28 protein-coding genes are annotated in these 26,944 nt (G+C 70.2%); 12 read left to right on the top strand and 16 right to left on the bottom strand.

The features are described 5' to 3' along the window. Positions 1-24 precede the first annotated feature (24 nt). The 3 genes from AC5P09_RS02225 to AC5P09_RS02215 all read left to right on the top strand — a co-directional run bounded on the left by AC5P09_RS02225 (position 25) and on the right by AC5P09_RS02215 (position 2,641). Positions 25-354 carry a hypothetical protein gene (locus tag AC5P09_RS02225; RefSeq protein WP_493872155.1) on the top strand — a complete coding sequence of 110 codons (330 nt, stop codon included), beginning with the start codon at positions 25-27 and terminating at the stop codon, positions 352-354. 206 nt (positions 355-560) lie between these two features. After that, the gene (locus AC5P09_RS02220) at positions 561-2,114 is read left to right on the top strand and encodes an ABC transporter substrate-binding protein (protein ID WP_493872154.1); all 1,554 of its coding nucleotides are present in this window, start codon (positions 561-563) and stop codon (positions 2,112-2,114) included. Positions 2,115-2,239: 125 nt separating this feature from the next. After that, positions 2,240-2,641 carry an ATP-binding protein gene (locus AC5P09_RS02215; protein WP_493872153.1) on the top strand — a complete coding sequence of 134 codons (402 nt, stop codon included), beginning with the start codon at positions 2,240-2,242 and terminating at the stop codon, positions 2,639-2,641. 51 nt (positions 2,642-2,692) lie between these two features. On the opposite strand, the gene AC5P09_RS02210 is transcribed toward AC5P09_RS02215, so the two are convergent. Further along, the gene (locus tag AC5P09_RS02210; RefSeq protein WP_493872152.1) at positions 2,693-4,168 is read right to left on the bottom strand and encodes a sensor histidine kinase; all 1,476 of its coding nucleotides are present in this window, start codon (positions 4,166-4,168) and stop codon (positions 2,693-2,695) included. After that, the gene (locus AC5P09_RS02205) at positions 4,165-4,854 is read right to left on the bottom strand and encodes a response regulator transcription factor (protein WP_493872151.1); all 690 of its coding nucleotides are present in this window, start codon (positions 4,852-4,854) and stop codon (positions 4,165-4,167) included. The genes AC5P09_RS02210 and AC5P09_RS02205 overlap by 4 nt, the downstream gene beginning before the upstream one ends. A gap of 164 nt (positions 4,855-5,018) precedes the next feature. Between AC5P09_RS02205 and AC5P09_RS02200 the strand changes: the two genes are divergently transcribed. Beyond that, complete coding sequence (locus tag AC5P09_RS02200) at positions 5,019-7,427, top strand: MMPL family transporter (protein ID WP_493872304.1); 2,409 nt, start codon at positions 5,019-5,021, stop codon at positions 7,425-7,427. On the opposite strand, the gene AC5P09_RS02195 is transcribed toward AC5P09_RS02200, so the two are convergent. The 5 genes from AC5P09_RS02195 to AC5P09_RS02175 all read right to left on the bottom strand — a co-directional run bounded on the left by AC5P09_RS02195 (position 7,420) and on the right by AC5P09_RS02175 (position 10,310). Next, positions 7,420-8,028, bottom strand: a complete 609-nt coding sequence (locus tag AC5P09_RS02195) for a Uma2 family endonuclease (RefSeq protein ID WP_493872150.1) — start codon at positions 8,026-8,028, stop codon at positions 7,420-7,422. The two genes, AC5P09_RS02200 and AC5P09_RS02195, sit on opposite strands and share 8 nt — an antisense overlap. Before the next feature lie 91 nt (positions 8,029-8,119). Then, positions 8,120-8,866, bottom strand: a complete 747-nt coding sequence (locus tag AC5P09_RS02190; protein ID WP_493872149.1) for a TetR/AcrR family transcriptional regulator — start codon at positions 8,864-8,866, stop codon at positions 8,120-8,122. An 11-nt stretch (positions 8,867-8,877) separates the two neighbouring features. Further along, on the bottom strand, positions 8,878-9,402 hold the full coding sequence (locus AC5P09_RS02185) for a thiol-disulfide oxidoreductase DCC family protein (RefSeq protein ID WP_493872148.1): 525 nt from the start codon (positions 9,400-9,402) through the stop codon (positions 8,878-8,880). Then, on the bottom strand, positions 9,399-9,794 hold the full coding sequence (locus AC5P09_RS02180) for a hypothetical protein (RefSeq protein WP_266434697.1): 396 nt from the start codon (positions 9,792-9,794) through the stop codon (positions 9,399-9,401). The genes AC5P09_RS02185 and AC5P09_RS02180 overlap by 4 nt, the downstream gene beginning before the upstream one ends. A 105-nt stretch (positions 9,795-9,899) precedes the next feature. After that, on the bottom strand, positions 9,900-10,310 hold the full coding sequence (locus AC5P09_RS02175; protein WP_493872147.1) for a VOC family protein: 411 nt from the start codon (positions 10,308-10,310) through the stop codon (positions 9,900-9,902). Positions 10,311-10,562: 252 nt separating this feature from the next. Here AC5P09_RS02175 and AC5P09_RS02170 point away from each other — a divergent pair, with 252 nt between their 5' ends. The 4 genes from AC5P09_RS02170 (at position 10,563) to AC5P09_RS02155 (ending at position 14,789) form a co-directional block, all read left to right on the top strand. Further along, positions 10,563-10,901, top strand: coding sequence for a hypothetical protein (locus AC5P09_RS02170; RefSeq protein ID WP_493872146.1), 339 nt, complete (start codon positions 10,563-10,565; stop codon positions 10,899-10,901). A gap of 55 nt (positions 10,902-10,956) precedes the next feature. After that, positions 10,957-11,349, top strand: a complete 393-nt coding sequence (locus tag AC5P09_RS02165; RefSeq protein ID WP_493872145.1) for a hypothetical protein — start codon at positions 10,957-10,959, stop codon at positions 11,347-11,349. After that, on the top strand, positions 11,349-13,805 hold the full coding sequence (locus AC5P09_RS02160; RefSeq protein ID WP_493872144.1) for a DUF4132 domain-containing protein: 2,457 nt from the start codon (positions 11,349-11,351) through the stop codon (positions 13,803-13,805). The genes AC5P09_RS02165 and AC5P09_RS02160 overlap by 1 nt, the downstream gene beginning before the upstream one ends. A gap of 66 nt (positions 13,806-13,871) precedes the next feature. Then, positions 13,872-14,789, top strand: coding sequence for a hypothetical protein (locus AC5P09_RS02155; RefSeq protein WP_493872143.1), 918 nt, complete (start codon positions 13,872-13,874; stop codon positions 14,787-14,789). Here the strand turns inward: AC5P09_RS02155 and AC5P09_RS02150 are convergent. From AC5P09_RS02150 to AC5P09_RS02120, 7 genes are all read right to left on the bottom strand, one after another. After that, positions 14,786-15,079: a hypothetical protein gene (locus AC5P09_RS02150; protein WP_493872142.1), complete on the bottom strand. Its 294-nt coding sequence runs from the start codon at positions 15,077-15,079 to the stop codon at positions 14,786-14,788. The genes AC5P09_RS02155 and AC5P09_RS02150 overlap by 4 nt on opposite strands. Next, positions 15,079-15,570: a hypothetical protein gene (locus AC5P09_RS02145; protein ID WP_493872141.1), complete on the bottom strand. Its 492-nt coding sequence runs from the start codon at positions 15,568-15,570 to the stop codon at positions 15,079-15,081. The genes AC5P09_RS02150 and AC5P09_RS02145 overlap by 1 nt, the downstream gene beginning before the upstream one ends. Positions 15,571-15,801: 231 nt before the next feature. Further along, a complete protein-coding gene (locus tag AC5P09_RS02140; protein WP_266434683.1) occupies positions 15,802-16,581 on the bottom strand; it encodes a succinate dehydrogenase iron-sulfur subunit in 780 nt (259 codons plus the stop codon). Further along, entirely contained in the window at positions 16,581-18,335 is a 1,755-nt protein-coding gene (gene sdhA / locus AC5P09_RS02135) for a succinate dehydrogenase flavoprotein subunit (RefSeq protein ID WP_493872140.1), read from the bottom strand. The genes AC5P09_RS02140 and sdhA overlap by 1 nt, the downstream gene beginning before the upstream one ends. Positions 18,336-18,359: 24 nt before the next feature. After that, positions 18,360-18,842: a succinate dehydrogenase hydrophobic membrane anchor subunit gene (locus tag AC5P09_RS02130; RefSeq protein ID WP_266434679.1), complete on the bottom strand. Its 483-nt coding sequence runs from the start codon at positions 18,840-18,842 to the stop codon at positions 18,360-18,362. 7 nt (positions 18,843-18,849) lie between these two features. Next, the gene (sdhC, locus tag AC5P09_RS02125) at positions 18,850-19,230 is read right to left on the bottom strand and encodes a succinate dehydrogenase, cytochrome b556 subunit (protein ID WP_266434677.1); all 381 of its coding nucleotides are present in this window, start codon (positions 19,228-19,230) and stop codon (positions 18,850-18,852) included. A gap of 191 nt (positions 19,231-19,421) precedes the next feature. Beyond that, positions 19,422-20,000 (bottom strand): 2-oxo-4-hydroxy-4-carboxy-5-ureidoimidazoline decarboxylase, encoded by a 579-nt coding sequence (locus AC5P09_RS02120; protein ID WP_493872139.1) that lies wholly within the window; start codon positions 19,998-20,000, stop codon positions 19,422-19,424. Between the two features lie 198 nt (positions 20,001-20,198). Between AC5P09_RS02120 and AC5P09_RS02115 the strand changes: the two genes are divergently transcribed. From AC5P09_RS02115 to AC5P09_RS02105, 3 genes are all read left to right on the top strand, one after another. Continuing rightward, on the top strand, positions 20,199-21,815 hold the full coding sequence (locus AC5P09_RS02115; RefSeq protein WP_493872138.1) for a beta-N-acetylhexosaminidase: 1,617 nt from the start codon (positions 20,199-20,201) through the stop codon (positions 21,813-21,815). Between the two features lie 99 nt (positions 21,816-21,914). Then, positions 21,915-22,430: a hypothetical protein gene (locus AC5P09_RS02110; RefSeq protein ID WP_493872137.1), complete on the top strand. Its 516-nt coding sequence runs from the start codon at positions 21,915-21,917 to the stop codon at positions 22,428-22,430. Positions 22,431-22,506: 76 nt separating this feature from the next. Beyond that, the gene (locus AC5P09_RS02105) at positions 22,507-23,109 is read left to right on the top strand and encodes a hypothetical protein (protein WP_493872136.1); all 603 of its coding nucleotides are present in this window, start codon (positions 22,507-22,509) and stop codon (positions 23,107-23,109) included. A 6-nt stretch (positions 23,110-23,115) separates the two neighbouring features. On the opposite strand, the gene AC5P09_RS02100 is transcribed toward AC5P09_RS02105, so the two are convergent. Further along, a complete protein-coding gene (locus tag AC5P09_RS02100; protein ID WP_493872135.1) occupies positions 23,116-23,610 on the bottom strand; it encodes a DUF1877 family protein in 495 nt (164 codons plus the stop codon). Between the two features lie 198 nt (positions 23,611-23,808). Between AC5P09_RS02100 and AC5P09_RS02095 the strand changes: the two genes are divergently transcribed. Beyond that, positions 23,809-24,195, top strand: coding sequence for a hypothetical protein (locus AC5P09_RS02095; RefSeq protein ID WP_266434664.1), 387 nt, complete (start codon positions 23,809-23,811; stop codon positions 24,193-24,195). 65 nt (positions 24,196-24,260) lie between these two features. Here the strand turns inward: AC5P09_RS02095 and AC5P09_RS02090 are convergent, their stop codons facing one another. Beyond that, entirely contained in the window at positions 24,261-26,930 is a 2,670-nt protein-coding gene (locus tag AC5P09_RS02090) for an FG-GAP-like repeat-containing protein (RefSeq protein ID WP_493872134.1), read from the bottom strand. Positions 26,931-26,944: the final 14 nt, after the last annotated feature.

Genomic DNA, 26,944 nt, shown 5'->3' with positions numbered 1-26,944 from the left:
CAGGACCGGGGGAGGAGACTCCACATGACCGGAACGCCCGTCCTACGCCTCGCGCGCACCCGTCCGACGCTGTTCGCGCTGTTCGAGACCGCCCTCACGGGATCCTGCGCCCTTGTCTGTTATGTCTTCGCGGGACTCCTCCACCTGGAGAACCAGGGCCGCCAGACCTGGGACCCCTCCCGGCCCCTCTTCCTGCTCGCGTACGCCGCGGTGCTCTCGCTGCCGCTCACGTGGGCGTTGCGGTGTGTCCCGGTCGCGCCGCTGCGGCGGATCGTGGACCGGGTGATCCTGGCCCGCGCGGTCGCCTCGATCGCGGTGTGCGTCGGCGTGTTCGCCTGGGCGGTGGCCTACTGAGCCGGTCTGCGGAGGCGGGCTGCCGCGGGGCCGCCGGACAGACTGTGAGGGCACTGTGAAACGTCGCAGAAGCCCCTTGCGGTAATGTCTTTCCCAACTCCCCAAATCCCTCTTCCCCCAGGTGAAACGCGTGTGGGAAGGTGAGCCGCGCCGCTAGGGGAGTGGCATTTGCGCACGGCCCCGAGGGGCCTGGGGAGGGCAAACCGATGCGTTCGGTTCGCACGCGGATACTCGCGACGCTGCTGGTGCTGGCGGCCGCCGGAGTGGGCGCCTGGCAGTTGCTGCCGTCGCAGAACGACAACCGGACCATCACGGTCGGTACGACGGACGCCGTCACGTCGCTCGACCCGGCCGGCGCCTACGACGCCGGCTCCTGGGCGCTGTTCAGCAACGTCTTCCAGTCACTGCTGACCTTCGAGCCCGGCGGCGCCACGCCCGTACCGGACGCCGCCAAGAGCTGCGCGTTCGTCGGCAGCGGTCTGCGCACCTACCGTTGCGAACTGCGCGAGGGCCTCACCTTCCCGAGCGGCCGTGAGATGACCGCGGAGGACGTGAAGTACTCCTTCGAGCGGGTCAAGAAGATCAACTCCGAGGTCGGTCCCGCGTCCCTGCTGAGCACCCTCCGCTCGGTCAGCGCGAAGAACCTCACCGTCACCTTCCGGCTCTCCTCGCCCGACGCCACCTTCCCGTTCAAGGTGGCCACCGGAGCCGGCTCGATCGTCGACCGCACCAAGTACCCGGCGAACAGCCTGCGCACCGGCACCGGCGCCGACGGCACCGGACCGTACGACCTGACCACGTATACGAAGGAGAAGAAGGCCGACCTCGCGCCCAACGAGCGCTACAAGGGCGCTCTCAAGGACACCGGCCGGCCCGTCGAACTGCGCTACTACGGCGACGCCGACAAGCTCGACGCCGCCTGGAAGGCCAAGCAGATCGACGTCGCCACCCAGCAGCTGCCGCCCGAGGTCCTCTCCGGGCTGAACGCCAGCGACCCCGACCAGCGCGTGTCCGTGGCGGACAGCTCCGAGACCCGCAACCTGTACCTCAACACCCGCGCCGGTTCGCCGCTGCACGACACCCGCGTACGGCAGGCCATGGCCTGGCTGATCGACCGCGACCGGCTGGCCGCCACGGTGTACGACGGGACCGTCGACCCGCTCTACTCGCTGATCCCGACCGGCATCACCGGCCACACCACGTCGTTCTTCGACCTCTACCCCAAGCTGGACCCGGGCAGGGCGAAGCACCTGCTCACCGAGGCCGGCGTGAGCCTGCCGGTCCGCTTCACCTACGGCTACGCCACGGGCCGCGGCGCCGCCGCCGAGGAGGCCGCGGAACTCAAGCGGGAGCTGGAGGCGAGCGGCCTGTTCCAGGTGACCGTCAAGGGCTACGAGTGGACCGACTTCCAGAAGCGCTGGGTGTCCGGGAAGCTGGACGCGTACGCCGTCGGCTGGGTGGCCGACTACCCCGACCCGGACACCTTCGGCTCCCCGCTCGTCGGCTCCGGCGCCACCATGAACACCGGCTACCGCAGCAAGGCCGTCGACCAGCTGATTCAGGACAGCCAGAGGTACGCCGACCGCACCGAGGCCACCGATGACTTCCGCGATCTGCAGCAGGCCGTCGCCCGTGATGTTCCGGTCATCCCGTTGTGGCAGGCCAAGGAGTACGTCGTCACCAGTGAGGCCGTGGGCGGCGGCCAGTACCTCTCGGACGGCACCGGCGGATTCCGCCTCTGGCGTCTCACCTGGATCTGACGGCTCCGAAGCCGGATTGGCGGATCTGACGCGATCTCGCGGTAGTGACCTTCGCCCAAGTGACGCCGGACGGCCACCCGACGCAGCACCATGTGAGGGAGGTGTGGGCGGGGTGAGGAGCAGACGTGCTGAGACGCAACTCCTTCCGGTTGCCCCGGCATCCGGCCTCCGTCGGTCTCGCCCGGCGCCGGGTCAGGGACCATCTGGCCGACTGGGGCCACGCCCCGGACGGCCAGGCGCTGGCCGACGCGGTGCTCCTCGTGTCCGAGCCGGCCACCAACGTCGTACGCCACGGCCCGCTCGTGGAGCGGGAGTTCGAGGTGGCGGTGACCGCCCTCGCCGACGGCTCCTGTCTGATCGAGGTCTCCGACGAGGGCCGGGTGGAGCCCCGGCTGCGCGTGGTGGGCGAGTGGGAGGAGACCGGCCGCGGCCTGCACATGGTGGAGCACATCGCCGCGGCCTGGGGGGTGTGGAGCAGGGGCCGGCACGGCAAGACGGTGTGGGCACTCGTGCCGGCCAACGCCTGAGGCGGGACACGGGTCGGGACACCTGCAGGGCCGTCCTCGCGGGACACGGCGTTACGACCGTACGGCCCCCGCCGGCAGGGTGACCGTCACCGCCAGCCCCTCGCCCGGCGCCGTCCGCACCGCCACCTCACCCCCGTGCGCGTGCACCACGCCCTGCACGATCGCCATGCCGAGCCCGCTGCCCGCGCCCCGGCCGGCCCGGAAGAAGCGGTCGAAGACGCGCACCGCGTCCTGCGGGCCGAGCCCCGGCCCCTTGTCCGCGACACACAGCCGTACGATCCCGTCCGCGCGCTCCACGCCGAGCCGCACCGGCACGTCGGCGGGCGTGTGCGTGCGCACGTTGCCCACCAGGTTGCCGAGCACCTGGCGCAGCCCGGACTCGTCGGCGTGCACCAGCAGGGAGCCGTCGGCGTCGACCGTGAGGGGCCGCTGCGGCTGCTGGACGCGCAGATCCTCGGCCGCGTCCCGGACCAGGCGGGTGAGGTCGACGTTCCGGAACCGGAGTTCGGGCCGCTGGTCGAGGCGGGCCAGGGTCAGCAGCTCGTCGACGAGGCGGCCCATGCGGTCGACCTCGCCGTTCATCCGGTCCCAGGCGCGCTTGCGCTGACTCGGGTCGGTGAGCATGCCCTTGTCGTACAGCTGGAGATAGCCGCGTATCGCGGACAGCGGGGTGCGCAGCTCGTGCGAGGCGTCGCCGACGAAGCGGCGCAGCTGGGCTGCGCTGTGTTCGCGGGTGCGGTACGCCGACTCGACCTGGTGGAGCATCGAGTTGAGGGCGACGCGGAGCTGTTCGACCTCCAGGGTGGCCTCGCGGCTGGAGGGGACGCGCCGGGTCAGATCGCCCTCGGCGATCGCCGACGAGGTCTCCACCATGTCCTCCAGCGGCCGCATCCGGCGCCGGACGCTGAACATCGTCAGACAGGCCAGCACCGCGAGCAGCAGCGTGCCGATGGCGAGGTCGAGCCTGACGGCTTTGGCGACGCCCTTGTGGAGGCCGTCGGTGGAGGTGGCGAGCAGGATGTAGGTGCCGTCGGCGAGCTGCGTCGCGGATGCCCGGTAGTCGGCGTCCTGCACGCGGATGTCGTGCGGTTCGGGGTCCTCGATCAGCGTGCGCGGGTCGTCGACCGCCTTCGCGAAAGCGCGCTGGGCGTCGGTCGGCTCGAAGCCGAGGAGGCCGACGGGCTTGCCCCGCTTGTCCACGGCGGCGAAGAGCGAGTCCGGTCGTGGCTGGTCGTCCGACTGCTGCTGGACGAGCCGGTCGCGGACGAAACCCAGCATGCTCAGCGAGTCGATCTCCCGCAGGGTGAGCTGTGAACCGCCCAGGGAGTCCCGGGTCTTGGTGAGCTCCGCGTCGATCTGGTCGAGCAGGTAGTACCGCATGCCCATCACGCTCACGACGGTCGCCGCGACGATGCCGAGCGCGAGCAGCGCCACGTTCGCCAGCGTGAGCTTGGCGCGCAGGGAGTGGATGCCGCGCTTGCGGCGGGATCGCGGGACGGGCTTGAGCAGCCTGACGGGGAGCCTCATGCCAGCCCGTATCCCACACCACGCCGGGTGGTGATCACCGGCGGTCCCAGTGCGTCGAGTTTGCGCCGCAGATAGCTGATGTAGGTCTCGACGACGGTCGACTCGGGCGGCGTGTGCTCGTACTGCCAGACGTGGCGCAGGAGTTGCTCCTTGGACACGACCCGGCCGCCGTTGCGCACCAGGAAGCGCAGCAGGGCGTACTCGGTGGGGGTGAGCTCGACGGAGCGGCCCGCGCAGTGCACCGAGTACGTCGTCTCGTCCAGTTCCAGGTCGCCGTAGCGCAGCGGCGGGCGCTGCGGCAGAACGTCGGCCGGGCGGGTGCGGCGCAGCACCGCGGTGATCCGCGCGACGACCTCGTCGATGTTGAACGGCTTGGTGATGTAGTCGTCGCCGAAGCCGAGCGCGCCGACCACCTCCGCGGGCGCGTCGCGGGCGGTGAGGAAGACGAGCGCCAGGTCGGGACGCCGGTCGCGCAGTTCGCGCCCCAGGGCCCGCCCGTCACCGTCCGGCAGCATGACGTCGAGCAGCGCGGCGTCGGGCCTGGTCCGGTCGGCGAGCGTGAGCGCCTCGCGGACGGTGCCCGCCACCATCACCTCGAACCGGTGGTAGCGCAGCGCGATGGCGAGGACGTCCGCGATGCTCTCCTCGTCCTCCACGACCAGCACGGTGCCTGGAGCCGTCGTCATGCTCCCCAGTATCGGGGCGAGCACTGACAGTCGGGCCGGTTCCTGCTTTGGAGTTCCTTGAGAGTCACGCCCGTTGCATGTCCACGCACGCGTGCCGCGGCCAATTCTGTTGGCCAGGACCTGGGGGACCGACCGGACTATGAGGGGATTTTGGCGTGGCGACATTGGCACGCTGGTGCTACCGGCACCGGCTGGTGGTCCTGTTGCTGTGGGTGGGAGCGCTGTTCGGCCTGGGCGCGGCGAGTTCGAGCGCGGGCACGAACTACGCGGAGGTCTTCTCCCTGCCCAACACGGACTCCAAGCGCGCGTACGACCTGATGGCGAAGGCCTTCCCGGAGCGCGCGGGCGACACCGACACGGTGGTATGGAAGGTCGACGAGGGCTCCGTACGGGACGACTCCGTACGGTCCCGGATAGAACCCGCGCTGCGGGAGATCGGCGGCATGAAGGGGGTCGGCGAGGTCACCGACCCGTACGGTGAGCGGGGCGCCACCCAGATCAGCGAGGACGGGCGGATCGCGTACGCCCAGGTCACCTTTGCCGCGCAGGCGGACGCCGTACCCAAGGACCTGGTCGAAAACGTCGTCGACACCGCGCAGGACGCCGGCGGCGACGGCCTCCAGGTCGAGCTGGGCGGCCAGGCCATCACGCGCGTGCAGGAGCCGCCGACCGGCACCGCCGAGATCGTCGGCATCCTCGCGGCGGCCGTCGTGCTGTTCCTGGCCTTCGGCTCGGTGTTCGCGATGCTGCTGCCGATCCTGGTGGCGCTGTTCGGCGTGGGCACCGGACTGTTCGGGACGCAGCTCCTCAGCCACGTCACCAACGTGCCCGAACTGGCTTCCCTGCTCTCCACGTTGATCGGTCTGGGCGTCGGCATCGACTACGCCCTGTTCATCGTCACCCGGCACCGCAAGGGCATCCAACGCGGCCTGGATCCCGAGGAGGCGGCGGTCACCGCCCTCAACACCTCCGGGCGGGCCGTGCTGTTCGCGGGCGGCACGGTGTGCATCGCGCTCGCCGGGATGCTCGTGACGAACCTGCGCTTCCTGGACGGCGTGGTCATCGGCACCTCGCTCACCGTCGTCCTGAGCGTGCTCGCGGCCGTCACCCTGCTGCCCGCGATGCTCGGCCTCCTGGGCCACCGTGTGCTCAGTCGCCGCCAGCGGCGCCGGCTGGCGGCCCACGGCCCCGAGGAGGAGCGCACGAGCGGCCTCGCAGCCCGATGGTCGGCCACCGTCGAGCGCCGCCCGCGTGCGGTCGCCGCCCTGGCCGTCGTCGTGATGGCCGTCCTCGCCCTGCCCCTGCTCTCCCTGCGGCTGGGCACCGTCGACCAGGGCAACGACGACGCGTCGACGACGACCAGGCAGGCCTATGACCTGCTCGCCGAGGGCTTCGGCCCCGGCTTCAACGGCCCGCTCCAGGTGGTCGTGAACGGCGACGCGGGGGACAGCCTGGTCGCGACCATCCGGGACACGGAGGGCGTCGCGCAGGCTGTCTCGGCGCCTCCCGCGAACGGCGTCACCGTCATCCAGGTCGTCCCGACCACCTCACCGCAGGCCGAGGAGACCGACCGCCTCATCGACACCCTGCGCGACCAGGTGATCCCGGAGGCGGGCGTCCAGGCCCACGTGGGCGGCGTGACAGCGGTCTCGAAGGACTTCGCCTCGGTCACGGCCGACCGGCTGCCGTACTTCATTGCGACGATCATCGGCCTCGGTTTCGTCCTGCTGCTGATCGCCTTCCGCTCCGTCGTGGTCCCCTTGACGGCCGCGCTGATGAACCTGGTCGCGGCGGCGGCCTCCTTCGGCGTCCTGGTGGCGATCTTCCAGTGGGGCTGGGGCCTGGACCTGCTGGGTCTCGGCCAGGAGGGCCCGATCGCGGCCTTCCTGCCGATCATCATGCTGTCCCTGCTCTTCGGCCTCTCCATGGACTACCAGGTGTTCCTGGTCAGCCGGATGCACGAGGAGTGGGTGCACACGCGCGACAACGCCCGAGCGGTGCGGGTGGGGCTGGCGGAGACCAGCCGCGTCATCAACTCCGCGGCGCTGATCATGGTGTGCGTCTTCATGGCGTTCGTGCTCAGCGGCGACTACGGGGCGGCGATGGCCGGCGTGGGACTGGCCGCCGCGGTCGCCCTGGACGCGTTCATCCTGCGTACGGCCCTGGTGCCGGCCGCGATGCACCTGCTCGGCAACTCCAACTGGTGGCTGCCCGGGTGGCTGGACAAGCGGCTGCCGCATCTGGCGGTGGAACCGAAGGAGGAAGCGGCTGCTTCGGAAGCCCTTGCCGCAGAGGGCCCCGCCTCGGTCGTCCACGGCTTCGTCCGTACGGCGGACGGCGAGCCGGTCCCGGAGGCGGCGGTGACGCTGCTGTCGGCGGGCGGACGTCAGCTGGACCGGGTGGTGTCCCTCGCGGACGGCTCGTACATCGTGTCGGTGCCGGGTCCGGGGACGTATCTGCTGGCGACGACGGCTCCGTCGTACGGGTCGCGGGCGCGGCAGGTGGCGGTCGGGGACGGGCCGCTGGTGTGTGACGTGGAGCTGGCAGAGGGCGAGGTGGACGCGGTCAACTAGCCTTCGACTGCCCGGCTTTGAGGATTTCGTCCACGTCGAGGCTGACCTTGGCGCCGAGGGAGTCGGGGAGGGTGACGATCTCGCCGGGGGCGTGGACGCGGTGGTTGGCGTACGTGTTCCCGGCGGGTTCGGTCAGGACGTGGAGGCGCTGGTACTGGCGGTCGACGATGACGTAGACGGGGATCTTTGCCTGGGCGTATGCGGTGACCTTGCCGCGGAGATCGTTCTGGTAGTTGCTGGACGTGACCTCCAGGACGAGACGGAAGGCGATCGGGTCGTAACAGTTGTTCTCGACGAGGTGATCTTCGATGTCGCCGTCGACGACTGCAAGGTCGGGGATCGCGTAGTCCTCGACACCGGCGGGGAGCCAAAGCCCGACTCCTTCGAGCACTTCCGTTTCGCCGCCGTCCAGACCTGCGGCGTAGAAGGGTCGCCTCAACCTGGACAGAGCGCGGGCGTGAGCGACGTTGGGGGGCGGGGACACGATGAGCAGGCCTCCGATGATCTCGACGCGGTACCCCGGAAGGCGGTCCATGATTCGGTTCGCCTCCGCGATCTGCGGACGGTCGCCGTGGGGCCGCTCGACGGATGCTGCGGACATCACGTGCCTCCTGTGGGCCGGTATCGAGAGCATCATCGTAGGCAGGTCGGATACGAGGTGTCCCGTTCGATCCCTTTCACCCGATCGTGGATCACTCCGCCCGCCCCCTCGCCCCCGCCCCCGGATCCGGCATCATCTTCGTCATCCCCGGCAGGAAGTCCGTGAACAGCTCGTGCACCTCCCGCACCAGCGGCCGCAGCACCCGGAACCGGGCCAGTGACACGCCCCGCGCGGTGAGCCGCGCCCCCCGCTCGGCGAGCCGGTAACTCCGCTCGCGGCCCTCCGTGCGATCGAAGATCCAATACAGCACGAGTCCCATCTGGGAGAGCCACATCAACTCGGGGAGAATGTCCCGCAGTTCCTCCGGCACCTTGGTCTTCGCCCCGGCGAGCACCTGCCGGTGGATGCTGATGGCCTCCACGCGCGCGTGCTCCGACTCGGGGGAGAAGGGGCTGAGCGGGCTGTCCGGGTCGGCGGCGTTCTTGAAGAACTGCACCGCGAACTCGTGGTACGGGGTCGCGATGTCCAGCCACACCCTCAGGACGCCCGCGAGCCGCGCCTCCAGGTCGGTCTCCCGGGCCAGGACCTCCCGGACCGCCACCTGGTGCTCGGCGGCGATCCGGTCGTAGAAGCCCTGGATCAGGTGCTCCTTGCCCTCGAAGTAGTAGTACGCGTTGCCCACGGAGACCCCGGCCTCCTTGGCGATGGCCCGCATGGTCGTCTTGTCGTAGCCGCGCTCCTGGAACAGTCGCATCGCCGTCTCGAGGATGAGCGCGCGGGTCTGCTCGGACTTGCTCGGGTTACCGCCCTCGTCGGGGCCGTCGTTGTTCGCAGGCACGGAACGAGAGCCTAACGAGTGGCGCAGGTACCGCTGTCGCAGGCAGGGGGGCTGTACGTCCATCCCCGGGCGGAGTCGTAGGCCCACCCGTCCGCGCGGCGGTACACCTTGCCGCTCCACTGGCCCGCGTTCGCCCGCTGTCCGTGCCACTGCGCCCCGCGCCACTTGGCCGCGGCGAGCACCGCGCCCTTGGCGAGCCTCGCCCCGGACGCCGTGCTCAGACGGTGCGCGAGCGGCCGGTGCGCGCGCAGGGCCCACAGGGTGACGATCCAGGCGGCGGCGTCGCGGTAGACCTGGCCCGCGTCCCCCACGACGGTGATCTCGTCCAGGGTGGCCCGGTGGTCGAGCCCCGGAAAGCGCCGCCGGGCCTCGTCCGACCCCGCGGGAACCAGCTCCAGCGGCACCAGCTGCGGCTGCCGTACGAGCCAGTCGCGCAGGAAGGCGCACAGGGAGCACTCGGCGTCGTACAGGACGGTGAGCCGGCGGACCGGGACACGCGTGGTGCCCCGGCCCTCGGCGGGCGTCGCGGTGCTCATGCCCGGACCCAGTCCTGCGGCGCGACCGGCGGCACCTGCTCCCGCTCCATGACGCTCCGCCGCCGGATCCGGTTGAGCACGTACACGTTGCCCAGGTGCATGACGCCGAGCACCAGCAGCACCACGCCCAGCTTGGTCGACAGGGCCTCGAAGATCTGGCGGGTGTCCTGGATGGTCTCGTCGCCGCTCAGGTAGAGCGCGACGAAGCCGAGGTTGACGAGGTAGAAGCCGACCACCAGGAGGTGGTTGACGGCGTCGGCGAGGCTCTCGTTGCCGCGCAGCACGTCGGCGAGGAAGACGCGTCCGTTGCGGCTGAGCGTGCGGGCCACCCAGACGGTCAGCCCGATGCTGACCAGCAGGTAGATGACGTAGGCGATGACGGTGCGGTCCATGCCCCACCCCTTCTTGAACGCGTTCAAAACGCTGACGGGAGAGACTGTAGTCCCGTATCTGAACGTGTTCAACTCCCTTGTCGGGGAGGGGGCATGGGATCTGCGTCACGCCCTGCGCGCGAGCGCCGGCCGCTTGCTGTAGTCCGTGAACCCGATGACGTTCCCCCACGGATCGGCGATCTCGACAGTCCAGCCGGTGGCGATCGAGAGGGGCTCGTCGAGCGGGGTGATGCCCGCGGTGGCCAGTTCCTTGGCGGCGCGGCGCGCGTCCGGTACCTCCAGCCACGCGCGCGTGCAGGGCCAAGGAGGCGGTCGGTGCCCGAACCCCTCCTCCTCTTTGAGCAGGATCCCGGGCGTCTCGCCCCCGACCTTGAGCAGCGCGATCCCGCCCTCGTCGAACCGGAAACCCACCGTGAACCCGGCGCGCTCGTAGAACCCGACGGCCTCCGCGAGGTTCCCGACGGGCAGGAGGAGGTTGTCGAAACCGAGCAGTTCGTACGACTCGTCATCTGACATGCCATCAGATTAGGTGCGGAGACGCCGCTCACCGGGCGGGCTGACCGCGGGGTCACTCATTGGGCCCAGACGCCGCCCCTTCCGCCGCTACGCTGAAGCGTCGTCAGGGCTGCGGCGCGGGGGCGTGGATGGTTCCAGCGGGGGGCGTGAATGGTTCCAGGGGTCAAGGTCTTCTTCGCGGAGGTGCGTGAGACCTGTGCCGGCGTCGCGGAGAGACTGGGTCTCGAGGGTCCGGGCGAACGGGAGTCGGGTATGCCCGTCGCCGTCGCGACCTACACCGGTTCCGGCGTGAAGTACGAGGTCGTCCTGGGGCTGTGGGACGGCTACGTCGAGATCCACGCGTGCCGCGAGACGCCCTCCACCCTGTGCAAGGTGAGCGTCGAGAAGCTGGCGGTCGCCGCGGGCGCCGTCGAGAAGCCCGGCGGTGTCTCGTTCAGCGCCCGCAGCCTCAAGCAGATGCGGAAGTCCCTGGCCGGCCAGCTCCGTTACGTCGAACTCGTGCATCCGCTGGTGACCGAAGACGCGGAGGCGGCGGTGGAGCTGATGCGCAGGGCGGATGCGCGGGAGTGGAGCAGGCCTCTTCTGAAGTGACCGTGGCATGCCGTGTCCGGGGGCGTTGTCAGTGGTGCCTCGTACTGTCGACGGCATGGGAATCGTGACGTTCGTCGACGAGACGACAAGCGGGAGCCGCACTGACGGCTGGGGGCTCGAGATCGCCGAGGAGCGGCTCACCGTGCGCGAGTTGATCCGGCGCCGGGTGTTCCAGGAGGTCGCCGAGTACAACGCGCGTACGCCGGGGGTGTTCCAGGGGCTGGTGCAGCCCGAGAACGCCGAGCGGGTGCTGAACGGGTACGCGCTGCGGACGCCGCGGCGGATAGACCCCGAGGCGCAGACCGAGCTGGCGCTGAAGGCCTTCGCCGGCAACGGCTTCCTCGTGCTGGTCGGAGACCGCCAGGCCACGGACCCGGACGAGGAGATCGAGCTCGCACTCGGCACCGAGGTCACGTTCCTGAAGCTCGTCCCCCTGGTGGGTGGCTGATGCACAGCCCTCGAGTGCGTCTGCTGCGTCGGCACATCGCCGCCGAAGACATGGACCGGGTCGCCGACGAGGCGATGAAGGCGCTGGTCGACAACCAGGCCTACTGGACCGGAGGCTGGGAAGAGGTGCTCCGCGAACTGCGGGAGCTGCCCGCCGAGCGGCGCCGCGAACTGGTGCACGCGGTGGCCGAGCGCTTCCCATCGGTCGGTGACGAGACGGAGAACCGGTGCAACGCCCTGACCTTGTACGCCCTCGCCGCCGACGGCCTGGACGACGATCCCTTGGCGGCCGAGCGTCGCAAGACCCTCGACGACCTGGGCCGGCAGCACTCGCTCTGGTCCGCGACGCTCTTCGATCTCCTGGCCGAGGCGGAGTGGGCCGCCGGCCGGGCACTGTCTCCCGCCGTCGTGGCCGTCGTCCGCCGCTCCGCCCAGGACAGATACTGCCTGGACGAACTGGTCTCCCTGGCGAAGAAGCTGACCGAGCCCGTCCTCAACGTGGGTGAGGCGTGGGCCGAGCAGGCCATGCGGGACACCGCCGATGCCGACTGGCAGGCCCTGCTCGCCCATGCCGCCACCGCCACCGCGTCCAAACCCACGGCCAGGTGGGACAAGCGGGCCGCCGCCCTCGTCGACGCCCTCGGCCCCGACCGCGTCCGCGAGACCGTGCTGTCCTGGCTCACCCTCGTCGGCCGCCCCCGCACTTTCCCGCTGGACCTGCGGGCGTACGAGGCGAACCTCAACAACGCCTACGACCCCTACAACGCCAACGCCCTGCGCGGCCTGACCTGGCTGCTCTCCGTCCTGCCCCCACACCCCGACACGCCCCGTGCCCTCGGCGCCCTCGTCGAGACCTCGCTGAAGAAGGTCGCCGCGCTCGGCCCGCGCAACCCCAAGGTCGCCAACGCCGGCGTCATCTCGCTCGCCCGCATCGACAGCGAGCCCGCCCTCGCCGAACTCGCCCGCCTGGCCACCCGGGTGACGTACAAGAACACCGCCAAGCTCCTCGACTCGGCCCTGGAGGAACGGGCCGTCGCGCTGGGCCTCGGCCGCGAGGAGATCGAGGAACTGGCCGTACCGATGTACGGGCTCACCGAGGTCGGCCGCGCCGAGTACCGGTTGGGAGAGGCGACCGCTCTGCTAGAAGTGCAGGGCTCCAAAGCCCTGTTGACCTGGCGCAACGCCACCGGCAAGCCGGTCAGGAGCGTGCCCGCGTCCGTCCGGCGCGACCACCCGGACGAGCTCGCGGAACTCAAGGCCGCCGTCAAGGACGTCGACAAGATGCTCTCGGCCCAGACCGAGCGCCTGGACCGCCAGTTCCTGGCCCGCCGGACGTGGCCGTACGCCACCTGGCGCGAGCGCTACCTCGACCATCCCCTGGTCGGCACCCTGGCCCGCCGTCTCCTGTGGACCGTGGACGGCGTCACGGTCGGCCACGCCGACGGCGAACTGCGCACCCTCACCGACGACCCGGTCCGCACCGGCCACGAGGTCCGGCTCTGGCACCCCGTCGGGCACGAACCCGCCGAGATCGTCGCCTGGCGCGACTGGCTGGAACGCCACGAGATCACCCAGCCGTTCAAGCAGGCCCACCGCGAGGTGTACCTCCTCACGGACGCCGAGCGCACCACAGCCACCTACTCGAACCGCTTCGCGGCCCACTTCCTCCGCCAGCACCAGTTCCACTCCCTGGCGGCGGTCCGCGGCTGGCGCAACAAACTCCGCCTGTGCGTCGACGACGAGGCACCACCGGCCACCCGCGAACTACCGCAGTGGGGCCTGCGCGCCGAGTACTGGATCGAGGGCGACGGCGAGGAGTACGGCATGGACACCACCGACTCCGGCAGCTACCTCCGCCTGCGCACCGACCAGGTCCGCTTCTACCCGATCGACGCCCCGCACAACTCCGCGCACTGCTACGGCGGCGAGTACCGCATGTGGCTGCGCGACCGGTCGGACCCGGTGGACCCACTGCCCCTGGATACGATCCCACCCCTGGTCCTCTCCGAAGTCCTGCGCGACGTCGACCTCTTCGTCGGCGTGGCCAGCGTCGGCAACGACCCGACCTGGCAGGACGGCGGCCCCGACGGCCGCTTCCGCGAGTACTGGACGTCGTACGGCTTCGGCGACCTCAACCAGAGCGCCGAGACCCGCCGACTCCTCCTCGACCGCCTCGTCCCCCGCCTCGCGATAGCCGACCGCTGCACCCTGGAGGGCCGCTTCCTCCACGTGAAGGGCGAACGCCACACCTACAAGATCCACCTCGGCTCGGGGAACATCCTGATGACCCCGGACGACCGCTACCTGTGCATCGTCCCGAAGTCCAACGGGGGTTCACCGCCGGGCGGTTACCTGCCGTACGAGGGGGACCGGATGCTGGCGGTCATCCTCAGCAAGGCGATGATGCTGGCCGACGACACGGAGATCACGGATCCGACGATCCTGAGTCAGCTGTAGGGAAGGCGAAATCCCCAAGCCCCCATACTGAAGAGCGCTGAGGGGCGTTTGGGGAGGACGGGCTTCGTGCGACGGGTGCTGTCGGTGCAGTTCGCGCCGTGCGCGCTGTTCGTCGCCGGGGTGCTCGCGCTGGTGCGGGCGGGGAGTTTCTCCGGGCGCAGCGACTGGAACGCCGTATGGCCGCAGCGGCCTGGCACGGCGGTCGGCGTCATCGCGACGATCACCGTCTGTGCGTCCCTGCTCGGTCTGCTGCTGCAGCCGTTCCAGGTGCGTGCGGTGCGTGTTCTGGAGGGCTACTGGGACCGCTGGTCGCTGACGGCCGGGCTGGCCGGGATGCTGGCACGGGTCCAGCACAGACGCTGGCAGGCGTTGCGTCGGCGGACTCAGCGGTCGGCGGCCGGGGACAGCGGCCTACGCGTACAGGCCGACGCACGCCGCCGCCTGGCCGCCCGGCCGCCGGCCGAGGTCCTGCTGCCGACGGCTCTGGGCAACGCCCTGCGCGCCGGAGAGTTGAGCGCCGGAGAACGCTACGGCCTCACCACGCTGACCTCCTGGCCACGCATATACCTCCAGGTCTCCGACCGCATGGCCGAGGTGCTCCGCTCCACCCGCGACGCCCTCGACACAGCCGTCAACCTCTGCTGGTCCTTCCTCGCCCTCACGCTCACGGGTGTCACCGCCCTGTACGACGAGCCGTCCGCCTGGTGGCTGTGCGGTGCCGGTGTGCTGCTGGCGGCGGTCGCGTACAAGGGGGCGGTGACAGCGGCGCAGGCGTACTCGGGGCTGATGCATGTGGTGTACGACCTGCATCGCTTCGATCTGCTCGACGCACTGCACTATCCGCTGCCCCGTGACCGGACGAGCGAGGAGGAGGTGTTCTCCGAGGTATCGGATCTGTTCGCCGGGCTCCGGCACCAGGACCGTACCTACGATCACCCAGGGGTGAGGGCCCGGCCGGAGAGAGGCGACTCCGCAGCGCCCTAGCTGTCGCCGAGGACCGCTCGAGTCTTGTAGTAGTGCGCCACGAGTTCTTCGCGCGGGCAGAGGGCGAGGACGGCGAGCGGCAGACCCTTGAAGTCGCACACGGCCGCATGGGCCAACGCCAGGGCTCCGGATCGCTCGAGGTATGCCCGCGCCGTGGCCTCCCCCTGCTCGACGGCCGCGCTCCAATCGTCGATCTGCTTGCGCCGGAAGGAGCCTCCAAAGGGCCGCTCGCAGCCGGGACACAGATGCGTCACAGGTGCCTCACCCGGCAGCGTCACGTCGTAAAGCATCAGTTCGTGCCTCCGTCCAGCGACTTGGGTTTGTCCTTCTGCCTGAACTCCCGGTGGAGGTGGAACATCCACCAGGCCTCGACGAGAGCTGCCGCCAACGCCAGGCCCGTGGCAATCCAGTGCCACACGGCGTGATCATCGCCGGAAGGAATCAGTGCCGACGAAACGGCGAAGACCAGCAGCATCGTTCCGCTGTTGAAGGCGATCACCGCACGCTGATTGCGCACTTTCCACACGATGAAGTGCGCTTCTTGTTGGACTTGCGCTCTGGGCCCCCGGTCCAGTTCCTCCGGGGTGTACCAGGCCTCGAGCGTCTGCCTGTTGTACAGGAACCGGCGGGCGTCCGCACCGAGCTGGATGCTCGCGATCAACGAGATGGAGGCCGTGACCACGAGGAGCAGCGTCGCCCCGGGCCACCGGAAATCGTTGCCGTCCACGAGCACCACGCCGAGCAGGGACAGCGACGCCGCGGTGAGCAGTGGCGCGGCCACCGTCTGCGTCGAGACCGACGCTTCCGCGTATCCGAGCGGATACGGAACACGCGGCCATGTGCTCGGTTCTTTCCTGTGTTCCATGAACCGCCCCCCACCCGTTGGGCTTTGTGCCCGGAGTGTGACAGACGGAATCACTTATTCAGTAGAGGGCGAAATTGCGCCAGAAATGCATGAGGGCTCTGTTTCCAGAGATACGGAAACAGAGCCCTCATGCAAATGCGAAAAAGATCAGTAGCGACGCGTAATAAGCGCCCTCTTCACTTCCTGGATCGCCTTCGTGACCTCGATGCCGCGCGGGCAGGCGTCCGTGCAGTTGAACGTGGTGCGGCAGCGCCAGACGCCGTCGCGGTCGTTCAGGATCTCCAGTCGCTGCTCCGCCGCGTCGTCGCGCGAGTCGAAGATGAAGCGGTGGGCGTTGACGATGGCGGCCGGGCCGAAGTACTGGCCGTCGTTCCAGAAGACCGGGCACGAGCTGGTGCAGGCCGCGCACAGGATGCACTTCGTCGTGTCGTCGAAGCGTTCGCGGTCCTCGGCCGTCTGGAGACGCTCGCGCGTGGGCTCGTTCGTCTCCTTCGTGATGAGGAAGGGCATCACGTCGCGGTACGCCTGGAAGAACGGGTCCATGTCCACGACCAGGTCCTTCAGTACCGTCAGGCCCTTGATGGCCTCCACCGTGATCGGCTTCTCGGGGTTGAGGTCCTTGATCAGGGTCTTGCAGGCGAGGCGGTTCTTGCCGTTGATCCGCATGGCGTCGGAGCCGCAGATGCCGTGCGCGCAGGAGCGGCGGAAGGTCAGAGTGCCGTCCAGCTCCCACTTGATCTTGTGGAGGGCGTCGAGGACACGCTCCTTCGGGTCGATCTCCACCTGGAAGTCTTCCCAGGTCGCCTCGGCCGAGACCTCGGAGTTGAAGCGACGGATGCGGAAGGTCGCCGTGATGTACGGGGAGTCGGCGAAGCCGGGCTCGGGCGTGCCGGCCGCGTCCGCCTTGTCCAGGGTCGGGGTTGCCATCAGTACTTACGCTCCATCGGCTGGTAGCGGGTCTGGACGACCGGCTTGTAGTCGAGACGGATGGACTCGGTGCCGTCGTCGCCCACCTCGCGGTACGCCATGGTGTGGCGCATGAAGTTGACGTCGTCGCGGTTGGGGTAGTCCTCGCGGTAGTGACCGCCGCGGGACTCCTTGCGCGCCAGGGCGGACACGGCCATGACCTCGGCCAGGTCCAGGAGGTTGCCGAGTTCGACGGCCTCCAGCAGGTCCGTGTTGAACCGCTTGCCCTTGTCCTGGATCGAGACGTTCAGGTAGCGCTCGCGGAGCTCCGCGATCTTCTCCACGGCCGTCTTGATGGTCTGCTCGGTGCGGAACACCATGACGTTCGCGTCCATGGTCTCCTGCAGCTCGCGGCGCAGGACCGAGACCCGCTCGGTGCCGGTGGCGCTGCGCAGGCGCTCGACCTGCGCGACCACGAGCTCGGCCGGGTTCTCGGGCAGCTCGACGTAGTCCGCCTTCTGCGAGTAGTCAGCCGCCGCGATGCCCGCCCGCTTGCCGAAGACGTTGATGTCGAGCAGCGAGTTGGTGCCGAGGCGGTTCGCCCCGTGGACGGAGACGCAGGCGACCTCGCCGGCCGCGTACAGGCCCGGGACGACCGTCGTGTTGTCCGCGAGGACCTCGCCCTCGACGTTCGTCGGGATGCCGCCCATCGCGTAGTGCGCGGTGGGCTGGATCGGGATCGGGTCCGTGTACGGCTCGATGCCCAGGTAGGTGCGGGCGAACTCCGTGATGTCGGGCAGCTTGGCGTCCAGCTGCTCCGGCGGGAGGTGCGTGAGGTCCAGGTAGACGTGGTCGCCTTCCGGGCCGCAGCCGCGGCCTTCCCGGATCTCCGTGTAGATGGAGCGGGACACGACGTCTCGCGACGCCAGGTCCTTCATCACCGGCGCGTACTTCTCCATGAAGCGCTCGCCGTCCTTGTTGCGGAGGATGCCGCCCTCACCACGGGCGCCCTCCGTCAGCAGGATGCCCATGCGCCAGATGCCGGTCGGGTGGAACTGGAAGAACTCCATGTCCTCCAGCGGCAGCCCACGGCGGTAGACGGCCGCCTGGCCGTCACCCGTCAGCGTGTGCGCGTTCGACGTCACCTTGAAGAACTTGCCGCAGCCGCCGGACGCGTAGATCACGGCCTTCGCCTGGAAGACGTGGATCTCGCCGGTCGCCAGTTCGTAGGCGACAACACCGGCCGAGCGCTTGACGCCGTCGACCTCGGTGATCAGCTGGTCCAGGACGTAGAACTCGTTGAAGAACTCCACGCCCTCCTTGACGCAGTTCTGGTACAGCGTCTGGAGGATCATGTGGCCGGTGCGGTCGGCCGCGTAGCAGGAGCGGCGGACCGGGGCCTCACCGTGGTTCCGGCTGTGACCGCCGAAGCGGCGCTGGTCGATGGTGCCGTTCGGGGTGCGGTTGAACGGCAGGCCCATCTTCTCCAGGTCGAGGACCGAGTCGATGGCCTCCTTCGCCAGGATCTCGGCGGCGTCCTGGTCGACCAGGTAGTCACCGCCCTTGACCGTGTCGAAGGTGTGCCACTCCCAGTTGTCCTCCTCCACGTTGGCCAGCGCGGCGGCCATGCCGCCCTGCGCGGCGCCGGTGTGGGAGCGGGTGGGGTAGAGCTTGGTCAGCACGGCGGTGCGGCTGCGCTTCGTCGACTCGATGGCGGCGCGCATACCGGCGCCGCCGGCGCCGACGATGACGGTGTCGTACTTGTGGATCTTCATGGGTGGATTACCTCAGCCCCGTGCCTAGCGGATGTTCGGGTCGAAGGTGAAGATCACCAGCGTGCCCAGCAGGATGGTGAACACCGTGGCGGTGTAGAGCAGGCCCTTCAGCCACAGGCGGGTGTTCGCGCGCTCCGCGTAGTCGTTGATGACCGTGCGCAGGCCGTTGGCGCCGTGCAGCATCGCCAGCCACAGCATCAGCAGGTCCCAGACCTGCCAGAACGGGGACGCCCAGCGGCCCGCCACGAAGGCGAAGCCGATCTTGGAGACGCCGCCGTCCAGCACCAGCTGGATCAGCAGGTGGCCGATGACCAGGACGACCAGGACGATGCCCGACAGCCGCATGAACAGCCACGCGGCCATCTCGAAGTTGCCCCGCGTGGACTTCGGGGTCTTCCTCGTGCGCTGGCGCGGGGCCTCGATGAGGGGGGCCGGGTTGTCGACGCTGTAGAGGGACTCGCCCTCGACAGGGCCGATACCGGACGCGGCGGTTTCGGTGGTGGACATATGCGCGTCAGCTCCCGAACAGTTCACGGTAGGCGTGGCCGAGGACGGGGTAGATCGCCCCGATCATCAGCACGACCCACACGCCCACGACGGTCCAGAGCATCTGCTTCTGGTAGCGCGGGCCCTTCGACCAGAAGTCGACGGCGATGACACGCAGGCCGTTGAGCGCGTGGAAGAGGATGGCGGCGACGAGGCCGTACTCCAACACGGCCACGAGCGGCGTCTTGTAGGTGGCTACGACGTTGTCGTAGTCCTCGGGGGAGACACGGACGAGCGCAGTGTCCAGCACATGAACGAACAGGAAGAAGAAGATGAGGACGCCGGTGACTCGATGAGCCACCCAGGACCACATTCCTTCCCGGCCGCGGTACAGCGTTCCAGCCGGCACGGAAGAACCCTCCGGGAGCGGGGATTGGGGCCGCGCCGGCTTCTGTGTCGGACGGGCCCGGCCGGGTACGGTCCACCGGCCCCCAGCATCGTAGCGATGCGCTGCCGCTGGGCTGAGCCGGGGTGTGAGGGTGTGATCAAAGTGGCACGCGTATGGGTTAGCGTTTGCGGGTTATGGGGTGGAGCGTCCTGTTATGTGCCGGGTGCGGTGCCGTTGTGGCTGGTCGCGCAGTTCCCCGCGCCCCTGAGCGTCTCGGTCAATCGGCCCCTTGCGAGGCGCCGGAGTTCCTCCGCCGTCACGACTCGTTCCTCTTCGGGATCGTTTGTCAATCGTGACCGGATGGCCGCCAGTACGTGGTCGACGGCCTCCTCGGGGGCCAGGCCGTCCAGGCAGATGACGAACCGGTGTCCGAACCGGGCCTCGTACGCCGCCTGCGCCGCCCCCAGCGCCATGTGTGCCGCCCCGTACGCGCCGTCCGGCAGTACCGGCAGCGTCTCGGCTGCCAGCGCCTCGGCCAGGTCGCCCGGTGTCAGGTCGTACGCCGCCTCGTCGGATGCGGCGAGGAGGGAGTCCGGGTTCGGGTAGGGGCGGTGGGTGGCGACGCGGGTGGCCCAGCGGAGGCTGTGGAGGCAGGTGAGGAGAGTGTGGCGGATCTCGTCGGCGGGGGCGGTGTTGAAGTGCTCCAGCGGGGCAGGCGTGCCGGGCGTGTCCCGGGTCTGTTCGGGCAGCGAGGGTATGGCCACTCGGCCAGGAAGGTGTGGGGGCGTCACGTGGGTTTCGGCAGAGGATGATGTGAGATATGTGGCGCCACGCTATCGAGGGCGGACATCGCGTGTCCGACCGATGCCCGCATTTCATCCGAACGGGAGAGTTTCAGAACGTGTGGTGGACGCGATCGGGTCACCCCAGGGCCTAGCGTTGGCGCTGTGAGTCAGCACAGGCGGAGTCAGCACAGTCGCAGGACACCGGTGAAGAACGCGTTGAAGCAGACGTGGGTGCTGATCGTCGCGGTGGTGGTCGTGACGGTCGCGGCCGGGGTGGGCCTCGGCCTGCTGGCCACCGGCGACGACGGCGACGGCGGTGAGCCCGTGGGGTCGGCACAGCAGCAGCCGTCCCCCACCGCCTCGAAGACCCCGAGTCCTTCCCCCACCCGCTCCTACCCGCTGTCGCAGCCGCCCCGCACCATTCCCGCCGTCCGCGCCCACACCCCCGCGCGCGGGCCCGGCTGGACGCCGGGCAAGGGCGAGCGGGTCGTGGTCAGCGACGGGGACCTCGCCGACGAGGGGCGGCTGCTCGCCGGTGAGCTGGGGCTGACGTACGCGGGGCAGCAGGGCGACGTGCGGGCCGGGGACGTACGGCTGGCGCTCAATGACGACGAGGGCGCGGATCCGGAGTCGTACACGATGACCGTGCGCGGTGGGCGGGTGACCATCAGCGGGTCCGCGGACGCGGGGGTGTTCTACGGCACGCGCACGCTCAAGCAGGAGGTGCACGGCGGCGGTACGGCGCCGGAGGGCGTCGTGCGGGACGAGCCGGCCAAGCCGGTGCGCGGGTTCCAGCTGGACATCGCGCGCAAGCACTTCACCGCGGACTGGATCGAGGACCGGGTCCGGGAGCTGGGCGATCTGAAGATCAACCAGCTGGGGCTGCACTTCTCCGACGACCAGGGGTTCCGGATCGAGTCCGACTCCCACCCGGAGGTCGTGTCCCAGGAGCATCTGACGAAGGCGCAGGTCAGGGAGATCGTCGCGCTCGCGGCGAGCCGGCACATCACCGTGGTGCCCGAGATCGACTCGCCGGGGCATCTGGGCGCCGTGATCGCCGCCCACCCGGACCTCCAGCTGCGCAACACGCAGGGCGTGGCCACGCGCGGGGCGGTGGACATCTCCGATCCGGACTCCGCCGAGATCGTCGACGACCTGCTGAACGAGTACGCCGATCTCTTCCCCGGCGACCAGTGGCACCTCGGCGGCGACGAGTACCAGGCGCTGGTGGTGTCCGACCCCGAGGCGTCCTATCCGCAGCTCGCCTCCGCCGCCCGCGAGGCGTACGGCTCCGGCGCGGGCGTCGAGGACCTCACCACCGGCTGGCTCAACGACCGCGCCGACACGGTCCGCGCCCACGACAAGACCCCCCGCGCCTGGAACGACGGGTTCTTCGCCGGTACGTCCGTCAAGGCGGACGCGGACATCCAGGTCGCGTACTGGACGGGCAAGGAGATCGGGGCGCGGCTGCCGACCGCGTATCTGAGCGAGGGGCGGAAGCTGATCAACTACAACGACGAGTTTCTGTACTACGTCCTCGGGGAGCCGCTGACCTTCGTCTATCCGACCGGGCAGCGGATCTACGAGCAGTGGACGCCGCTCGTCGTGCGCGGCACGCAGCCGGTTCCGGCGAAGTACGACGACCAGATCCTCGGCGGGGCCTTCGCGGTGTGGGGCGACCTGCCGAACTCGCAGACCCAGGCGCAGGTCGCGGCCGGGATCCGGATGCCGCTCAGGGCGATGGTCCAGAAGCTGTGGGACCCGGGGAAGCCGGAGCTGTCGTGGTCGCAGTTCAAGGCGCTCGCGGACCGGCTCGGCTGAACCCGGATCGGGGCGGATTGTCCCGTCCGGCTGCGAACGGCCGTACGAATGTGGTGTATTCGGGCGGAGCCGTACGGAGAGCAGCCGGGGGGAACCGGAATGGGTTACTGGGGGTATTTCGTCGTCGGCCGCGGGGAGCGGCCGCTCGCGGAACTGGAGGCGTTGTCCGGCGTCAAGGGCCTGTCGTTACGGGCGTCGGCGCCGGGCGGGTGGCAGGTGTGGGAGTACCCGAGCGGTGACGGCGACGTCGGGAGCATGAACGGGCTCGCCGTGGAGACCGGCGCGCCCGCGCTCTTCGGGTACGTCATGGACAGCGCGACCGTGGTCGTGGAGGCGGCGGGGCCCGAGAGCGGGGCGTGGACGAGCTGTCTGGGCCGGGCTGCCATGGCCACGTATCTCGGCGCCGACCGGGAGGGGCTGACCCTGGAGGACTACTTCCTGGAGCCCCGGGACGCCGCCGAGCGGGCCGTCGCGTGGGCGCTGGAGGCGGGGCACGAGGTCGCCGCCGAGCCGGTGGTCGACGTGCTGACCGCCGACTCCGACCCCGCGTCGGGCCTGTTGGCCGAAAACCTGTTCTTCCGGCTGCTCGACCGGCTTGGCGTGGTGCCCCTGTGACACTCCCGGGCCGTCGCGCGCAGTAAGGGGAAGTGCGGGCTCCGTTAGGGATGGCCGCCTGGCGAGGGAGCGTGGAATGAGCCTGGTGGAACTGCTCGCTCAGGCCGACGAACGCGGACTGGCGGCCAGTGGGCTGGCTTGTTTGGATCGGTGTCTGCCCCTGCTGGGCGGGGACGACGAGGTGCTGCGGCCGCTGTGGGCCGACCTCGCAGACGGCGGTGACGGCGGTGACGGCGGTGACGGCGGTGACGGCGGTGACGTCGGCGACTGGGGCGTGCGTATCGCCCAGGTGCGCGACAAGCTCGCCGGCGCCGGCCCCGCGGAGTCCGGCGGGGACGAGGCCGCGCTGCTGGCCCGCCGGATGCTCGAGGCCGCCCCGGCCGAACGGTCCGCCGCCGAGGTGCGGGTGTGGGCCGACGGCTGCTCCGTCGCCGCCCTGCGCATCCACCGCCTCCTCGACCCCTCCGCCGACCTGGCGTCCTCGGTCGACGCTCCCCGCAAGGGCCGTACGGAGGGCATGTCGCCCCTCGTCGCCGCCGAACTGCGCCGCCAGATCACCGTCCTGGAACTGCTCGCCGAACACGGCGCGGGCGGCGTACGGCGGGCGCTGGAGGTGTCGACCGAGGGGCGGCGCGTGCTGCGCGCGGTGGTGTCGCGGCGGTCCCGGAAGCGGCGTTGACGCCGCTCAGCGCATCAGCCACTTGACCACCGCGTCCCCGTACAGGGCCGTCTGCTTGTAGAACGCGGTCAGGTCCCGGTGGGTCGCGGCGAAGGCGGCCCGCACTTCGGGCTCCGCGTCCGGCTCGGCGTACGGCTGCAGGAGTTTCTCGCGTGTGCCCTGCCACAGGTCGTCGAAGTCGGCCGACGTGAGGTATGCGGCGACCCGGGCCGTGTGGGCCGCGGTGAGCAGCAGGAACGGTGGCTGGGCCGCGTCGGGGTGGCACACCGGACGGCCGCCCAGGACCACTTGGCAGGGAGGGCCGTCCGGCGCGTGGTTCGGGGGGATGCCGGAGTAGAGGAACTCGTGGTCGAGGTACCGCTTGTCCAGCACCTCCTCCCGGTGTCGGCCGATCCGCTCCCGCACGGAGTCCCAGTCGTCGTCGAACAGTCGTTGGAACCAGGTCGCGCTGTTGCGCAGGGCCGGGGGCGGCACCGCGCGGAAATGGAAGTACGTGTTCATCAGAGAGAGGAGCGCGCGGCAGCGGCGGATTGTCACTCCTGCTGTCACTGCCGGGCAAACCTCATTCCTGAGAGAGTCCTGTGACTGTCGTGGGGCGGCGGTGGGGCCGCCGTGCGAGGGTCCTGCACCGGTTGCGGAAACACTCCTGATCCGCGTGACGAAACACCGCCCGACCACGCTTTTCCCGATGTGACGACTGTGACGACCAATCAGGAGACCAGGCCCTCCGCCGCGACCAAGCCCGTGCGGTGGGCGGCGGACGTGGTGGCCACCCTGCGCGAGGGGGCGCGGCTGCGGCTCGACTACTCGGCGCAGAGTCTGTGGAGCGTCGACCGGATGATCGAGGAGATACGGCGGGACGGGGCGCCGTACGCCGCCGTGGAGACCGTGCTGCGCGGACTCGGGGCCTATGCCGGTGAGGTGGTCGTCCGTCAGACCGGTGCCGAGTGGTGGGCCTCGGGCGGCGACCACTGGATCCGCACCCCCGACAACCGGCTGTGGGACCCGATGGACGAGGCGCGGCGGTGCTTCGCCGGGGACGGGTCGCTGCGGTTGCTGTGCCGGGACGCGACGGCAGGGAAGTGACGGCAGGGAAGTGACCGTCCGGCCGGGACGCGGCGGCCGGACGGTCACTTGTCTCGAACCGGCGGCTACGGCGTCAGGGTCTGGCCCAGACGGCCGTCGGTCGGTGTGCCCAGTGTGGTCTTGCTGTAGATGACGGAGTCGGCGTAGCCGAGGCCCGTGCTGTTGCTCGGCAGGTGCAGGAGGATGCCGTCGGTGCCGTCCTCGCCGTCCGCGCCGAACGTCAGGTCCGCGCGGCCGTAGCCGGTCAGGTCCGCGAGGGTCACGGACGAGCCGAGGCGGTCGCCGGTCTCCGTGGCGCCCGGGATGACGGACGTGTCCTGGGAGACGCCGACCGAGCCGGAACCGGTGAGGCCGGAGGCGCTGCCCTTGACGAGGATCGCGTTGCCCGCGTCGGCACGGTTCACGCCGTCGCGGGAGAGGTCCTCGCCGGGGGCGCCGGCGAGGGCGTCCGCGTAACCGTCGGCGTTGTAGTCGCCGACCGAGACCGAGGCGCCGAAGGTGTCGCCGGACTCGTTGCCGCCGGGGACGCCCGTCGTGTCCTGGTGGATCGTCGTCATGCCGGTCGTCGTGAAGCCCGTCGACGTGCCCGGGACCATGGTGATCTGGCCGCCCGAGATGCCGCCCGACTCGGACGCCACGGGCTGGCCGATGACGATGTCGTCGTAGCCGTTGCCGTTGACGTCGCCCGCGGCGATGGAGCGGCCGCCCCTGACGGAGATCACCCCGGCCTTGGTCAGGCCGGTCGCCGAGCCCGCGAAGCGGACCACGCGGCCGATGCCGCCGGTGTCGCGGTAGTTGAGGGCGACGTCCGCGTAGCCGTCCCGGTTGAAGTCGCCGGTCGCGGCGTCCAGGTAGGCGACCGAGCCGGTGGCGGAGGTGAGCGCGCCGTACTGGTACTTGCCGCTGCCCAGCCGGACGTTCCAGTTGCCGCCCTTGCCGCTGCCGGCCGCGAAGACGTCCGCCTTGCCGTCGCCGTTGAAGTCGCCGACGGTGACGGCCGAGCCGAGCTTGGCGCCGGTCGCCGTGATCCCTGAAGTGCTGTACGAGAAGCCGGTGTTGAGGGCCGGGCCGTACATGACGGCGACCGAGCCGCGGTCCGTGCCGAGGGTGTCGTCCTCGCCGGGGGAGCCGATGGCGAGGTCGGCGTAGCCGTCGCCGTTGACGTCGCCCCAGGCGGTGGAGGTTCCGAAGCCGTCACCCGTCTCGGTGGCACCGGGGACACCGGGGCTGTTCTGGGAGAGCGCGACCTTCGCGGCGGGGACCGGGCCGTCGACGCCGCCGGGGATCACCTTCACCGCGTCCGCCCGGGGGACGCCCGCGACCAGGTCGGTGACGCCGTCCCGGTTGTAGTCGGAGGTGGCCAGGGCGTGCGAGATGCCCGGGGTCTTGGCGAGCGTGGCGATGCGGGAGAGCTTCGGGTAGAGGTTGGCGCCGGGGCAGGCCGTGGCGTTGGTGTCCCGGTGGCCGAAGACGCGCGGCAGCGTGACCTGCTGGCCCAGCGGGATCTTGTTGCCGCTGTAGTCCTTCTCTGCGCCGGACGTCAGCGTCACCTTGCCGGTCGGGTCGATGCCGTACATCCCGAACTTCCAGGCGACGACCCGGGCGATCGCGTCGAGGGCGGCCTTGCTGGGCTTCGCCGACTCGAAGTTGCCGATGTAGGAGATGCCGAGCGTGTTGGTGTTGAAGCCGGCGTCGTGCGCGCCGATCACCGGCAGGTCCATGCCGCCGCTGCGGCCCTCGAAGATCTGGCCGCACCTGTCGACGACGAAGTTGTAGCCGATGTCGAAGTAGCCGCGGGCGAAGTGGTCCTGCTGGATGGACCGCAGCCGGGAGGCGGACTTCGCGCAGGACAGGGTGTTGTCGCTGTCCACGCCGGTGTGGTGGATGACGGCGGCCTTGATCTCGGTGCCGTAGCCCGGAGTGCCGTCGTAGTCCGTCGAGGCGCCCCACTGGGCCTGGGTGATGACCGGCGGTTTGACGACGGTCGAGGGGCGGGGGGCCGGAACGGTGGGGGTGGGGGTCGGGGAGGCCGTCACCGACGGGGAAGCCGAAGTCGACGCAGACGCAGACGCCGAGGCCGAGGCCGACGCAGACGGAGAGGCGGAGGCGGAGTCGGTGGGCGTAACGGTCACCGAGTCGGTGGGCGTCGGCGTGGTGGTCTCCGCCGCGAACGCGGCCGGCTCCAGGCCGGACGCCGCGGTCCGCTTCGGATCGGTCCCCGGATCCAGCAGCCGCACGTCCATGCCGGCCGGCTGCCCGCCCGCCTCCGTGCCGTCCGCCGTCACGACGCGCACCTCGATGCCGTCGGCGTCACCGGTCCACATCGATTCCGTGCCGCCGCGCAGGGCCGCCCGCTCGCCCTCCGCGCCGTCCGCCTGGCTCGGCTCGGCCGTCAGCTTCTGCCAGCCGGACCACTTGCCGGTCTCCAGGTCCCGGGTGCGCACCTCGGGCGTGCCCTTGGCGCCGGCTTCCGGGTCGTCCCAGGTCACCAGGACCGCGCTGAAACGGTTCGTCTCCTGCTTGGCGAGCCCCTTGCGGCCTCCGCCCTCGTTCCTGAGCTTCAGGGTATGGACGGCCGGTGCACGCCCCTGGCCCTTGGCGTCGGACCGCGCGGGCTGATCGGCCATCGCGTACGTGACGACGCCCGCACCGCTCAGGACGACGGCTCCGACCGTCAGCCAGGCTCTTCGCCGCAGACTCAACGGCCTGTACGCATGGGTCTTGCGAGGACTCAACTACCCCACCCCTA

This window comes from Streptomyces sp. a15, assembly GCF_059026085.1.
This window is presented reverse-complemented; position numbering and strand designations above follow the sequence as displayed.